General features: G+C 70.7%; 13 protein-coding genes. 1 reads left to right on the forward strand and 12 read right to left on the reverse strand.

Features of this window, described 5'->3' with window-relative positions; translation table 11 throughout:
* The 12 genes from VFE82_RS11700 to flhD form a co-directional block, all read right to left on the reverse strand.
* A partial coding sequence (locus VFE82_RS11700) for an MCP four helix bundle domain-containing protein (protein ID WP_325000493.1) occupies positions 1-1,008 on the reverse strand: 1,008 nt, incomplete at its 3' end.
* A gap of 160 nt (positions 1,009-1,168) precedes the next feature.
* A complete protein-coding gene (locus VFE82_RS11705; protein WP_325000494.1) occupies positions 1,169-1,885 on the reverse strand; it encodes an RNA polymerase sigma factor FliA in 717 nt (238 codons plus the stop codon).
* Positions 1,886-1,902: 17 nt separating this feature from the next.
* The gene (locus VFE82_RS11710; protein ID WP_325000495.1) at positions 1,903-2,658 is read right to left on the reverse strand and encodes a hypothetical protein; all 756 of its coding nucleotides are present in this window, start codon (positions 2,656-2,658) and stop codon (positions 1,903-1,905) included.
* On the reverse strand, positions 2,651-4,090 hold the full coding sequence (gene flhF / locus VFE82_RS11715; protein ID WP_325000496.1) for a flagellar biosynthesis protein FlhF: 1,440 nt from the start codon (positions 4,088-4,090) through the stop codon (positions 2,651-2,653). The genes VFE82_RS11710 and flhF overlap by 8 nt, the downstream gene beginning before the upstream one ends.
* Positions 4,087-6,132, reverse strand: coding sequence for a flagellar biosynthesis protein FlhA (flhA, locus tag VFE82_RS11720; protein ID WP_325000621.1), 2,046 nt, complete (start codon positions 6,130-6,132; stop codon positions 4,087-4,089). Before flhA ends, flhF begins: the two co-directional genes overlap by 4 nt.
* A 47-nt stretch (positions 6,133-6,179) precedes the next feature.
* The gene (locus VFE82_RS11725) at positions 6,180-7,316 is read right to left on the reverse strand and encodes a flagellar type III secretion system protein FlhB (RefSeq protein ID WP_325000497.1); all 1,137 of its coding nucleotides are present in this window, start codon (positions 7,314-7,316) and stop codon (positions 6,180-6,182) included.
* A gap of 392 nt (positions 7,317-7,708) precedes the next feature.
* Positions 7,709-8,314: a protein phosphatase CheZ gene (locus VFE82_RS11730; protein ID WP_325000498.1), complete on the reverse strand. Its 606-nt coding sequence runs from the start codon at positions 8,312-8,314 to the stop codon at positions 7,709-7,711.
* 11 nt (positions 8,315-8,325) lie between these two features.
* Positions 8,326-8,724, reverse strand: coding sequence for a chemotaxis response regulator CheY (gene cheY, locus VFE82_RS11735; protein WP_325000499.1), 399 nt, complete (start codon positions 8,722-8,724; stop codon positions 8,326-8,328).
* Positions 8,721-9,734, reverse strand: coding sequence for a flagellar motor protein MotB (gene motB / locus VFE82_RS11740; protein WP_325000500.1), 1,014 nt, complete (start codon positions 9,732-9,734; stop codon positions 8,721-8,723). The genes cheY and motB overlap by 4 nt, the downstream gene beginning before the upstream one ends.
* A 16-nt stretch (positions 9,735-9,750) precedes the next feature.
* Positions 9,751-10,617, reverse strand: a complete 867-nt coding sequence (gene motA, locus VFE82_RS11745; protein WP_325000501.1) for a flagellar motor stator protein MotA — start codon at positions 10,615-10,617, stop codon at positions 9,751-9,753.
* 171 nt (positions 10,618-10,788) lie between these two features.
* The gene (gene flhC, locus VFE82_RS11750) at positions 10,789-11,325 is read right to left on the reverse strand and encodes a flagellar transcriptional regulator FlhC (protein ID WP_325000502.1); all 537 of its coding nucleotides are present in this window, start codon (positions 11,323-11,325) and stop codon (positions 10,789-10,791) included.
* 28 nt (positions 11,326-11,353) lie between these two features.
* Complete coding sequence (gene flhD / locus VFE82_RS11755) at positions 11,354-11,683, reverse strand: flagellar transcriptional regulator FlhD (RefSeq protein WP_325000503.1); 330 nt, start codon at positions 11,681-11,683, stop codon at positions 11,354-11,356.
* Between the two features lie 299 nt (positions 11,684-11,982).
* Between flhD and VFE82_RS11760 the strand changes: the two genes are divergently transcribed.
* Positions 11,983-13,116, forward strand: coding sequence for a flagellin (locus tag VFE82_RS11760; RefSeq protein WP_325000504.1), 1,134 nt, complete (start codon positions 11,983-11,985; stop codon positions 13,114-13,116).
* Positions 13,117-13,307: the final 191 nt, after the last annotated feature.

Below are 13,307 nucleotides of genomic sequence, written 5' to 3' on the forward strand. Positions count from 1 at the left end.
GCCGCGCACGGCCACGGTGGAGGCGGCCAGGGCCAGCTCGTTGCCCTGCTGGGCGTTGTCGGCGTTCTGCTTGACGGTGGAGGCCAGCTGCTTCATCGACGCAGCGGTCTGCTGCAGGGCGGAGGCCTGTTCTTCGGTGCGGCTGGACAGGTCGCTGTTGCCTTGCGAGATCTGGCCCGAGGCCGTGGCCACCGAGTCGGCGTTCTGGCGCACGCCGTTGACGATGGACGACAGGCTGTCCTGCATGCGGCGCAGCGCGGCCACCAGGCTGCTGGAGTCGCCGTCGCGCACGTCGATCGCGGTGCTCAGGTCACCGTCGGCCACGCGGCGGGCGAGTTCGGCGGCTTCGCCGGGCTCGCCACCGAGTTGCGACGTGATGCTGCGCACCAGGAGGACCGACAGCGCGACGGCCGCCACCAGCGCGAAGGCCGTGATGCACAGCAGCCACCAGCGGGCCGACGCATAGGCCTGCGATGCGGCCGTGGAGGCCACCACGGAAGCCTTCTCCGAGAAGTCCACCACCTTGCCGATCTCGGTCGTGATCGTGTTGAAGGCGTGGCGGGACGGACCGCGGAACAGCTCCTTGGCCTGCTCCGAGGTGTACTCGCCGCCGCGCGAGAGCTTCAGCAGCTTGGCCTGGGTGTCCAGCCAGACCGCCTGGGCGGCCTTGATCGACTGTAGGCCGGCGCGCTGCTCGGGGGCGGTCGCCAGCGGTTCGAAGGCAGCCAGCTTGGCTTCCAGCACCGGCTTGAGCTCCTCGAGGCGCTTCTCGACCTGCTCCATCTCGTTCGGGCCGCCGGCCAGCAGGTGTTCGGCCTCGGCGCGGCGCATCTGGTTGGCGGTGGCGCGCACGTCGCCCAGCACGCGGATGCTGGGCAGCCATTGGGTGGCGACCTCCTGGGCCGCCGCGTTGAGCATGGCCAGCCGGGCGATGCCCATCCCGGCGACGATCATCGTGAGCAGGAGGAGGGCGGCGAACGCCAAGCCCAGCTTGGTCTTGAGTTTCATGGAAGTGGGATTCATCGGAACTGCGGATCGGGTGCGGCGGCTGTCTGTGGTCTGTCTGTCGGCGGGCGGTCTGGCCCCGCTCGGTCGTCTGTCGCTGGCGCGGTCCGGGAGAGGCCGCGTGACCGGGATATCGGCCGCGCGGCGCCGGAGTTGAGCCAGGTCACCAGGCCTTGAGCCGCGAACGCAGCCGCGCCACCGCCTGGCTGTGCAGCTGGCACACGCGCGACTCGGTGACGCCCAGGACCGCGGCGATCTCCTTGAGGTTCATGTCGTGCTCGTAGTACATGGACATCACGTACTGCTCGCGCTCGGGCAGGTCGCCGATGGCGGCCACCAGCGCCTCGCGGAAGCGCCGGTCGGCCAGCTGCGCGGCCGGGTCGCCACGCTCGTCGGGCGTGACGTGGCGGTCCAGGTAGTGGGTGTCGTTCTCGTCGGAGTCGTAGTCGTCGGTGTAGACCAGCTGGGCGCCGCGCACGTCCACCAGCATCTCGTGGTACTCGGCCAGCGTCACGCCCATGTGGGCAGCGATCTCGCTGTCCGAGGGGGCGCGCTGCAGCTTCTGCTCCAGTGCGTGGACGGCGTCGGCGATCTCGCGCTGGTGCTTGCGCACCGACCGGGGCACCCAGTCGGTGCCGCGCAGCTCGTCGAGCATCGCGCCGCGCACCCGCTGCAGGGCGAAGGTCTCGAACTGCGCGCCATGGCCCTGCTCGTAGCGCTCCATGGCCTCCATCAGGCCCATGACGCCAGCCTGGATCAGGTCGTCGACCTCGACGTTGGCGGGCAGCCGGCCGATCATGCGATGCGCCGTGCGCCGCACCATCGGCAGGTAGTTCTCGATGCCGGGCTGGGCTTGCAGCGTTCCTTTGGCGGTGTACATGGCAGTTCCTTGGAATCTCAGGCCGCAGCGGCGGCGGTGGCGAGCGGCATCGCCGCGGTGCGGAGCAGGTTTTCGGCGGTGCGCGCCAGGGCACCGGTGCGGCCCTCGGGGCCGGCGGGCAGCCAGCCGGCCAGCGTGATCTCGGCGCCCAGGAAGCGGCGCGCGGCCTCGGCCAGGCGCGCGTGTTCGGCTTCGGCGTGGGCCGCGTCCTCGGCCCCGCGCACCACGCAGGCGAAGCGGCGGTAGCCGAAGCCGGTGGCCATGTGCTTGACCAGCGCGTAGCTGTCGACGCGGCCGGTGGCGCTGGCTTCCAGGCCCAGCACGGGGACGCTGCGGCCGGGCGCGGCCAGGCAGGCGAGCTCGCCGGCCGGCATCGCGAGCAGAAGTTCGTCGAAGCCCTGCGACAGGCGCGAGAAGCCGCCCAGCAGCTGGTCGGCCGGCGCGCCCGACGCGACGAAGGCCTCGATGCCGCGCTCGCCGCGCAGGACGTAGACGCCGTCGGCGGTGGGCTGCGCCACGCCGTCGAAGTCGCGCTCGCCCTGCAGCAGGTCGAGCAGCTCATGGCGCAGCTTCAGGCCGAAGGCGGCGGCGACGGCGCCGCGGGTGGCGTCCAGCACCACCGGCTTGCGGCCGAGGGCGCGCAGCGTGTGCGCCAGTTGCGCGATCCAGGCGCCGGGACCGCCGTCCAGCGGGAAGGCGAGCAGCGCCATCGGCGCGGCCGCGACCAGGCGGCGCAGGCCCGAGGCCTGGTCGGACAGGCCCTGGTCAAGCACGGCGGGTGCTCCCGGCCGTCGCGGCGGCAGGCGGGGCGGTCAGCAGGAGCCCGAGCTCGGCGTCGTCGGGGACGTAGCTGGCGGCCGGCTTCATCAGGGCCTTCTGCGCCAGCAGCTGCGGGCGCGCGGCGTGCCAGTCCTCGGGCACCCGCTGGCCGTTGGCCAGGCCTTCGATCACGAGCTGGTGGCGCAGGGCGACGTCGACGACGGCGCCGCAGCGTGCCGCCTCGTCGAGCTTGCTGATCACGCAGCGCGTGCCGGGCCCGTTGCTGTAGGCCTGCGCCACTTCGTCGAGCGTCTCGCCCTGCGAGGCGGCGTTGAGCACCAGCAGGCGCTGGATGCGGCCGGCCGGCAGCGCGGCGAACAGCTCGGGCAGGCGGCGATCGCGCTGGCCCACGCCGACGGTGTCGATCAGCACCAGCTTCTTGCCGGCGAACAGGTCGAGCAGGTCGGCCAGCGACGCGCTGTCGCGCGCCGTGTGCACCGGGATGTTCAGGATGCGGCCGAACGCGCGCAGCTGGTCGCTGGCGGCCATGCGGTAGGTGTCCACCGTGATCAGGCCGACCGTGCCGGCGCCGTGCTTGAGCGCGAAGTTGGCCGCGATCTTGGCGGTGGTCGTGGTCTTGCCGACGCCGGTCGGGCCCACCAGCGCGAACACGCCGCCGCGCTGCTGGATCGCGTCGTCGCCGGCGCAGCGCAGGTTGTGCGACAGCATCGAGAGCATCCAGGCCTCGGCCTGCGTGTCGGCCACGTCGTCGGGCAGGCGCTGCACCAGGCGGCGGGTGAGGACGGGCGAGAAGCCGTTGCCCAGCAGCAGGCGCAGCAGGCGGGTCTGGGCCGGGCTGCGGCGCACGTTGTCGAACCAGGCCAGGCCCGACAGCTGTTGCGTGATGGAGCTGCGCAGCGTGCGCAGCTCGGCCATCAGCTGCTCGCTGGCCTCGCGCTCGGCGACCGCCTCAAAGGTGCGGACCACCGATGCGGAGGTGCTGGCCGGTGCGTCCAGCAGCGACGGCTCGGCCTGCTCGGCGATCGCGTCGGCCAGCGCCTGGCGGGCGAAGCGCGCCGGCTCGGTGGGCGCGCGGCGCGGCGCGGCGGCGGCCGCCGGAGCGGCAGCGGCCCGGGCGGGCGCGGCCGCCGGCCTGGCCGGCGCCTGCGCGGCCAGCGCTTCCTGGCGCTGGCGCTCGCGCACGAATTCCTGGAACGACACGGTGCTCATGGGCGCGGCGTCGTCGCGGCGCGCCGGCGCCGCCTTGGGCGCAGCACCGCGTGCGGGAGCGGCCAGCGCCGGCACGTCCGTGCCGGCCATGGCAAGGATCTCCACGCCGCCGGGGACCGGCCGGTTGGACAGCACGACGGCGTCCTCGCCACAGGCCGCGCGGGCCTGGGCCATGGCTTCCCGGGCGTTCTTGCCGACAAAGCGCTTGACGTTCATGAGGTCACTCCGATGACGCGTTGGATCTGGATCGAATGGGTACGGGGAATCTCGCTATGGCCCAGCACGTGCAGGCGAGGGGCCTTGCGACGCAGCAGGCGGGCCATGGGCGTGCGGATGCGGTCGGGCACCAGCAGGCAGGCGGGCAGGCCGGCTTCTTCCTGGACGCGGACCGCCTCGACGGCCTGGTTGCACAGGAGCTCGGCCATGCCCGGGTCGAGCGGCGCGCTGGACTGTGGCGACAGCGCCTGCACCAGCACCTGCTCGAGGCCGGGCTCAACGGCCAGCACGCCCAGTTCGCGCACCGGGCCGTACAGGTGCTGCACGATGGCGGGCGCCAGGCCGATGCGCACCTCGCGGGTCAGGGCCTCGGCGTCCTGCACGGCGGCGCCCTGCTCGGCGATCAGCTCCAGCACGCCGCGCAGGTCGCGGATGTGGACGGTTTCCTCCAGCAGGTTGCGCAGCACCTTCTGCAGCACCGGCAGCGGCACCTGCTTGGGCACGGTGTCCTCGACCAGCGAGGGCGCGTACTTGCGGGCGTGCTCCAGCAGGTCCTGCACTTCGCCGCGGCCGAGGAGCGCGGCCGCCTGCGACTGCATGACGTGGTTCAGGTGCGTGGCCAGCACGGTCGACGCGTCGACCACGGTGTAGCCGGCCGCCTGGGCCTGCTCGCGCAGCCGGGCCTCGATCCAGGTGGCCTCCAGGCCGAAGGCGGGATCCTTGGTCACCGTGCCGGCCAGCGGCACCTTGATGTGGCCCGGGTTGATGGCCAGGAACATGCCGGAGAAGGCCTGGCCTTCGCCCACCACCACGCCGCGCAGGAGGATGCGGTAGGCCGAGGGATGCAGCTCGAGGTTGTCGCGGATGTGGACGGCCGGCGGCAGGAAGCCGACTTCGGCGGCGAACTTCTTGCGCACGCCCTTGATGCGGCCGAGCAGGTCACCGCCCTGGGCCTTGTCGACCAGGGTGATCAGGCGGTAGCCGACCTCCAGGCCGAGCAGGTCCACCGGTGCCACGTCGTCCCAGCTGGCTTCGCCGTTCGGCGCCGCGGCCACCGCGGCCGGGGCGGCATCCTTGGGCTTGCTGGCCAGCTTGGTGAGCATCCACGCCGCCCAGCCGCACAGGCCGGCCAGGATCAGGAAGGGCAGGTGGGGCATGCCGGGAATCAGGCCCAGCGCGCCGATCACGGCAGCCGTCAGGCCGAGCGCGCGCGGGATCGAGAAGAGCTGGGCGGCGACCTGCTCGCCGATGTCGTCGTCGCCCACGCGCGAGACGATCAGGCCCGCAGCCACCGAGATCACCAGCGCCGGCACCTGGGCCACCAGGCCGTCGCCGATCGCCAGCAGGACGTAGTTCTCGGCCGCCTGGCCCACCGGCATCCCGTGCTGCAGCGTGCCGATCACCAGCCCGCCGATCACGTTGATGAACAGGATCATGATGCCGGCGACCGCATCGCCGCGCACGAACTTGGAAGCGCCGTCCATGGAGCCGTAGAACTCGGCTTCCTGGGTCACCTCGTTGCGGCGGCGGCGGGCTTCCTTCTCGTCGATGCTGCCGGCCGCCATGTCGGCGTCGATCGCCATCTGCTTGCCGGGCATGGCATCCAGGGCGAAGCGCGCCGACACCTCGGCGATGCGGCCCGCGCCCTTGGTGATGACCACGAAGTTGATGATGGTCAGGATCGCGAACACCACGATGCCGACGGCGAAGCTGCCGCCGATCAGGAAGTGGGCGAACGACTCGATCACCTGGCCGGCGGCACCGGTGCCGGTGTGGCCGTTGAGCAGCACGGCGCGGGTCGAGGCGACGTTGAGCGACAGGCGCATCAGCGTCGTCATCAGCAGCACGCTCGGGAAGCTGGCGAAGTCCAGGGTGCGCCGGGTGTAGCTGGACACCATCAGCACGACCAGCGACAGCGCGATGTTGAAGGAGAACAGCAGGTCCAGCGCGAACGGCGGCAGCGGCACCAGCATCATCGCCAGGATCAGCACGATGAGCAGCGGCGCGCCCAGCGCGCGTGCGCCGGGCAGCATGCCCAGCATGCCGCCCTTGCCGGCGCCGGCGCCGGCGGCGGTGGTGGCGACGGCCGTCATGCGACCTTCTCCTCATGCGGGTCCAGGCCGGGCGGCACCTCGATCACCGGCTCGGCGACCGCGCGGCGCGCGTTGCGCAGGCTGTAGACCCAGGCCAGCACCTGCGCGACGGCGGTGTACAGCGCCACCGGGACCTCGCGGCCGACCTCGCCGTGCTTGTAGAGCGCGCGCGCCAGCGGCGGCGCCTCCAGCACCGGCACGCGGGCCGCCTTGGCGACCTCGCGGATCTTCAGGGCCAGGTGGTCGGCGCCCATCGCCACCACGCGCGGGGCGCCGTTGTCGCCTTCGTCGTAGCGCAGCGCCACGGCGTAGTGGGTGGGGTTGGTGACGACCACGCTGGCGGCGGGCACGTCGGCCAGCATGCGGCCGCGCGACAGCTCGCGGGCGCGGCGGCGGCGCTCGCCCTTCATGTGCGGGTCGCCCTCGGATTCCTTGTTCTCCTGGCGCGCCTCGTCGTGCGTCATGCGCAGGTCGGCCTTCTGCTTGAAGATCTGCAGCGGCACGTCGGCCAGCGCGGACAGGAAGGCGACGCCGGCGAGCACCGCGATGCCCTCGGCGATCCAGCCGAAGCCGTGCGACAGGCCGGCGGCCAGCGGCATGCGCGCCAGCGTCTGGATGTCCTGCGCGTGGCCCTTCAGGTACCAGGCGGCCGCGCCCAGCAGCGCCGTGGCCACCACGATGACGCGCAGGTGGTTCAGGAGGCCGTGGCGGTCGACCATGCGGCCGAAGCCGGCCATCGGATCGAGCCGCTCGAACTTGGGCTCGAGCGCCTTGAGCGTGAAGTTCCAGCCGCCGACGGCCACCGAGGCGCCGGCCAGCACCACGGCCAGGGCGGCGGCCACGGGCACCACGAGCATCAGGCCCTGGACGCCGAACAGCGACAGGCGCGGCACCATCTGGCCGGTCTCGAACACCGCGGCCCGGTCGAAGCGCAGGCCGTGCGACACCAGCTCCAGCGCACCGCGCCCGAGCCACGGACCGCCGGCCAGCAGCAGCGCCAGCAGGGCGATCACGGCCACCAGGTGGACCAGCTCGCGCGAGCGCGGCAGCTGGCCGTCCTTGCGGGCCTGGTCGATGCGCCGCTGCGACGCCTCTAACTGGCGGTCTTCGCGGCTGGCTTCGGAGGAGGACATCGGGACGGGCGGACGGGGGGTTGGCTCCCATTGTTCAAGTCCGGCCGAAAACTTAAGGGGTGAAGAAGGGGGGAAAAGCTCGCTTTCTCCGGCACCGGTGCGGTGCGGCGGCCCGGGGGGTCCGCGCCCGGGTGCAGGCCTGGGAGGACGGGGGCGGGAACGCCGGCGCGGTCGGCGGACAGGGAGAACCGCGCCGGACCGCAGCGAGTGCGGCGGCGCGCGGGGAGCGGGTGCCGCCGCGGGCGCAGGGCAGGGCGAGGCCCTGGAGGGGAGAGCGGGGACGGGGCCGGGATTGCGTCGACCCGCGGCCAGCGCAGGCAGGTCGGCCACGCCGCAAGCCGCCGGCCTGCCGCCGGGCGCGCATCCGGCGCCGCGCGGCGGGCCGCGGCCGCTCAGAAGCCCAGGCTCTCCAGCAGGTCGTCGACCTGCGCCTGGTTGGCGACCACGTCGGTGCGGTTGGTCGGGTCGCTCACCGGTCCGTCGAGCATGCCGCGCTCCTGCTGCAGCGTGGACGGCGGCGAGGCCTCCAGCAGGAGCTTGAGCAGCGCGTCCTCGAGGTTGCCGGCGATGTCCACCACCTTGCGCACGGTCTGGCCGGTCAGGTCGTGGAAGTCCTGGGCCATCATGATGTCGGTCAGCTGCGCCCCCGTGGCTTCGGCGTTCGCGCGCACCGACTGCGTGAACGCGCGCAGGGCGCCGGCATCGGGCTTGCCGATCTGCAGCATGTGGTCGATGCGGTCGGCCTGCTCCAGCAGCGCGGCCTGGCGGGCTTGCGCGGCATCGACGGTGTTGAGCACCTTCTCGGCCGCGTCGCCGGTGAGGCGCGCGATGTAGTTCAGGCGCGAGCGCGCATCGGGCAGTGCCCCCAGCGAGTTCTCGATCGTCTTGTCGTAGCCCAGCTCGCGCAGGGCCTCGTGCAGCTGCCGGGTGATCTCGCCGACGCGCTGGTAGAACAGCTGCGGCTCGATGCTCGTGTTGGGGTTGGCTTCGGAAGACATGTCGTCTCCCTTCAGGCCGCGGCGGCCTGCTTCTGCAGGATCTTGGTGACCTTCTCCTCCAGCGTGGCCTTGGTGAAGGGCTTGACGATGTAGCCCGAGGCACCGTTCTGCGCCGCCAGGACGATGTCCTCCTTGCGCGCCTCGGCGGTGATCATGAGCACCGGCAGCGCCTTGAGGGCGGGGTCCTTGCGGATCTCGGCCAGCAGTTCGAAGCCGTTCATGTTGGGCATGTTGATGTCCGACACGACGAAGTCGAAGCTGCCGGCCCGCAGCTTCTGCAGGGCAGCGACCCCGTCCTCCGCCTCGTCGGCGTTGCCGTGGCCGGCTTCCTTGAGCAGGTTGCGCACGATGCGTCGCATGGTGGAGAAATCGTCGACGATCAAGAACTTCAGATCGGCAGGGGCGGTCATTGGTGGGCTCCGTTGGGTGAGGGGGACGTCGGCGCGGCAGGCGGCGGCACGGCCGGCGCGGGGGCGGCAGGGGCCGCGGCCTCGCGGCGCGACAGCAGGCGTTCCAGGGCCTGGGCTTCCGAGACCGGCACTTCCGTGCCGGATTGCCAGCGTTCCCGGCCGATCTGGCCGAGGACGAGGATCGAGATGCGGCGGTTCAGCGGGCTGAGCGGGTCGGCCTTGTCGAACGGCACCGACGAGCCCATGCCGAGCACGCGGACGATGCGGTCCTCGGACAGCCCGCCGGCCAGCAGTTCGCGGCGCGAGGCGTTGGCGCGATCGGCCGACAGCTCCCAGTTCGAGTAGCCGCGTTCGCCGCCGGAGTAGGGCGAGGCGTCGGTGTGGCCGGACAGCACCAGGCGGCCGTCCATGCCGTCGACCAGCTCGCCGATGCTGCGAAGCAGGTCGCGCATGTATTCCTTCACCCGCGCGCTGCCGGCGTCGAACATCGGGCGGCCCTGGTCGTCGACGATCTGGATGCGCAGGCCGTCGACGTCGAGGTCCATCTTGAGCTGCTGGCGCAGGTTGCCCAGCTTGGGATTGGCCTCGATGGCCTTCTCCAGCTTCTCCTGCAGTTCCTTCATGCGCGCAGCGTCGGCGGCCTCGACTTCGGACCGCAGCGCCTGCAGGTTGAAGGTGCGGGTGGGCGCCTCGACCTCGCCCCGGCGCACGTTGCCGTTGGTGCGCGTGAGCACCTGGCCGCCGCCCTTGATCAGGCTGGAGCTGTCGCCCGAGCCGGAGCCGCCGGTCAGCGCGACCTTCAGCGGGCTCTGGAAGTACGAGGCGATGCCCTGCAGGTCGCCCTGGGCAGTGGAGCCCAGCAGCCACATGAGGAGGAAGAACGCCATCATGGCCGTCACGAAGTCGGCGTAGGCGATCTTCCAGGCGCCGCCGTGGTGGCCGCCGTGGCCGCCCTTCTTGACGCGCTTGATGATGATGGGCTGGAGCTTGCCCGGAGAGGAGGTGGCCATGCTGGTGTTCCTTCGCTCAGGCGGTCTTCTTGCCCTTGACGTGGCCTTCGAGTTCCGAGAAGCCCGGGCGCTCGGTCGAGTACAGCACCTTGCGGCCGAACTCCAGCGCCACCGCCGGTGCATAGCCCTGCACGCTGGCCAGCAGCGTGGCCTTGACGCACTGCAGTTCCTTGGTCTCCTCGTCGACCTTCTGCGTCGCCAGCTGCGCCAGCGGGCTGACGAAGCCGTACGCCATCAGGATGCCGAGGAAGGTGCCCACCAGGGCACCGGCGATCATCTGGCCCAGCACGGCGGGCGACGCGCCCACCGACGCCATGGTCTTGACCACGCCGAGCACGGCCGCGACGATGCCGAAGGCGGGCAGTCCGTCGCCGACCGACTGGATCGCGCCGGCCGGCACCGACGCCTCGTGGTGGTGCGTGTCGATCTCGTTGTCCATCAGGTTCTCGAGCTCGTGCGCGTTGAGGTTGCCCGACACCATCATCCGCAGGTAGTCGGTGATGAACTCCATCAGGTGGTGGTCGTCGACGATCAGCTTGTACTTCTTGAACAGCGGGCTGGATTCGGGCTTCTCGATGTCGCCCTCGATGGACATCAGGCCTTCCTTGCGCGCCTTCACCAGGACGTCGTAGAGCAGCGCCATCAGCTGCAGGTAGCGCGTCTTGGTGTACTTGGAGCCCTTGAGCAGCTTGGGCAGGTACTGCAGCGTGGCCTTGATGGTCTTGGCGCTGTTGCCGACCAGGAAGGCGCCGAGCGCCGCGCCGCCGATGACGAACAGTTCATGCGGCGCGGCATGCAGGATCACGCCGAAGCTGCCGCCGGCGATCGCGTAGCCGCCGAGCACGCAACCGATCACCACCACATAGCCGGCCAAGACAAACATCGATTCGCTCCCGTGACGCCGGCGGGATTGCCGGATCGTTGCACAGCAGGATTAACGGCAGCGTCGGGGCGGGACTTGAGCCGGGCGGGTCGGCAAGGGGGTGCGCCAGAAACGAGAAAAGGGCCGGAGAACCGGCCCTTTTCAACCAACCAAACTCCCGACGCGCGTGCGTCAGTGGATCGCGCCGGCGCGCTTGCTCTTGCCCGCGCGCGCGGGCGGCTCGCACAGGCCGCACACGTAGGCCGGCAGGCCCGGGCCGTACTCGTGCGAGTGGGTGACGAAGTGGCCGCCGCACTGGCTGCAGGTGGTGAGGCAGAGCATGTCGCTCTCGATGAACTTCACCAGGCGCCAGGCGCGCGTGATCGACAGCAGCGGGTCCACTTCCAGCGTGCGCAGCTCTTCGCTGTAAAGCTCCCAGGCCTTGATCAGCAGGTCGATGGGCGCGAGCGCGATCGACTTGTCCAGGCGCTCGTGGATGTTCATGAACAGCGAGCTGTGGATGTTCGGCTGCCACGACATGAACCAGTCGGTGGAGTAGGGCAGCTGCCCCTTGGAGGGCGACTGGCCCGTCACTTCGCGGTGCAGGCGCACCAGGCGCTCGTGCGACAGGCCCGTCTCGGCCTCGAGCACGGCCATCCGGGCGCCCAGCTGGATCAGCTGGACCGCGCGGGTGAGTTGCTGGTTCTCGGCGATGAGGCTCTTGGCCATGGCGTGCTTTCGGAAATCGGAAGGGCGATCAGGCGGCGGCGGGCGCGCGGCCGGCCATCAGCACGCTGGCGTGCAGGCGGCTGGCGGTGGAGTCGGCGGCCTGGCGCGGGCTGTGGCGCTCGGTCAGCAGGTTCCACACCAGGCTGTCGTCGAAGCGCATCGCGCACAGCATCAGGTTGCGCGAGGCCACGCGCAGCAGCTGCTGGGGCGACATGGCGGCGATCAGGTCGCACACGTCTTCGGACAGGCCGAGACGGAACAGGGCCTGGGCCTTGTCGCTGCGGATCATGGTCTGCGCGAGCATGAGATACGAGAGGTTCAGTTCGCGGATCTCGTTCGAGAGTTGTTCGGTGGGCATGCTGTTCTCCGTCCTGTGTCGGTCTGTTGGGTTGGTGAGGAAAGTGTGTCTTCGGGTAACGAAACCTGAATGAGAAAAAACAGCCGGGGTCCTTAAGACAATTGCTTACAGGTCGTTCGCACGTGCACCACGCAGGCCTTCATAGGGAAATGCCCTAACGACAACAAATAGTCGGAGGACCCTCAAGCGCGCAAACCACGGGCCGAAGACGGGAAGCAACGGGGCAGTTCCCCGCCGGGCCGCGAAAGGAATCGCGGCATCCAACCCCGGGCCGAGAGCCCGAACTTGTGGAGCTTGATATGCCTTCCGTCATCAATACCAACGTCGCCTCGCTCAACACCCAGCGCAACCTGTCGACCTCGCAGGCGTCCCTGAACGTCTCGATCCAGCGCCTGTCGACCGGCCTGCGCGTGAACAGCGCCCGTGACGATGCCGCCGGCCTGGCGATCGCCGAGCGGATGAACGCCCAGGTGCGCGGCCTGAACGTCGCCGCCCGCAATGCCAACGACGGCGTGTCGCTGGCGCAGACGGCCGAAGGTGCGCTGGGCAAGATCGGCGAGATGGTGCAGCGCGTCCGCGAACTGGGCGTGCAGTCCTCCAATGCCACCAACAACTCCGACGACCGCAAGGCGCTGCAGCTCGAAGTGGCGCAGCTGAAGGAGGAAATCGACCGCGTGGCCAACACCACCTCGTTCAACGGCACCAAGCTGCTGGACGGCAGCTTCACCGCCGCCAAGTTCCAGGTCGGCGCCGACGCCGGCGAGTCGATCACCATCGACAGCATCGCCGACGCGAACATCGCGCAGCTGGGCTCGGTGACCAAGGCCACCTCGCAGAGCTCCACCGCGATTTCCGACCTGGGCGCCACCGCGGCCGGCGACATGGTCATCAACGGCACCGACATCGGCGTGCTCGCCGCGGCGGGCACCACGCAGGAGCGCCAGGCGCAGATGGTCGACGCGATCAACCGCGTCTCCACCACCACCGGCGTGAGCGCGTTCTTCGACACCACCAACGCCAAGATCGTGCTGACCTCGTCGGCCAGCTTCACGGTGGCCGGCGCCACGGCCGCGAAGACCGGCTTCGACGGCTCGGAAGACGGCACCGCCAGCACGGTCACGGGCATGACGTCCCTGGACATCAGCGGCTACTCCGGCGCCCAGGACGCGATCAGCATGGCCGACTCCGCGCTCAAGCAGATCAACAATGCCCGCGCCAAGCTCGGCGCCATCCAGAGCCGCTTCGAGAACGCCGTCTCGAACATCCAGATCGCGTCGGAGAACACCACCGCCGCCCGCTCGCGGATCATGGACACCGATTTCGCGGCCGAGACGGCCAACATGACCCGCTCGCAGATCCTGCAGCAGGCCGGCAACGCGATGCTGTCGCAGGCCAACCAGCTGCCCCAGCAGGTCCTGAGCCTGCTGCGCTAAGCAGCACGGACGGGGCGGCAGCGCCCCGGTGACCAGCAGCCGAGGGGGCGCAGGCCCCAGGGCGGGCGGGGTGACGGCCGGAAATGGCCGGCATCCCGCCCGCTTCTTCACGGACCGACTTCGCGCCGCCCGCTCCAAAGTACGGACACCCTGTGGAAACCCGCAACCGGGTCTGCAGGGCGTTCCGGAAG

The organism is Ramlibacter sp. (assembly GCF_035655895.1).
GTDB lineage: Bacteria > Pseudomonadota > Gammaproteobacteria > Burkholderiales > Burkholderiaceae_C > Ramlibacter.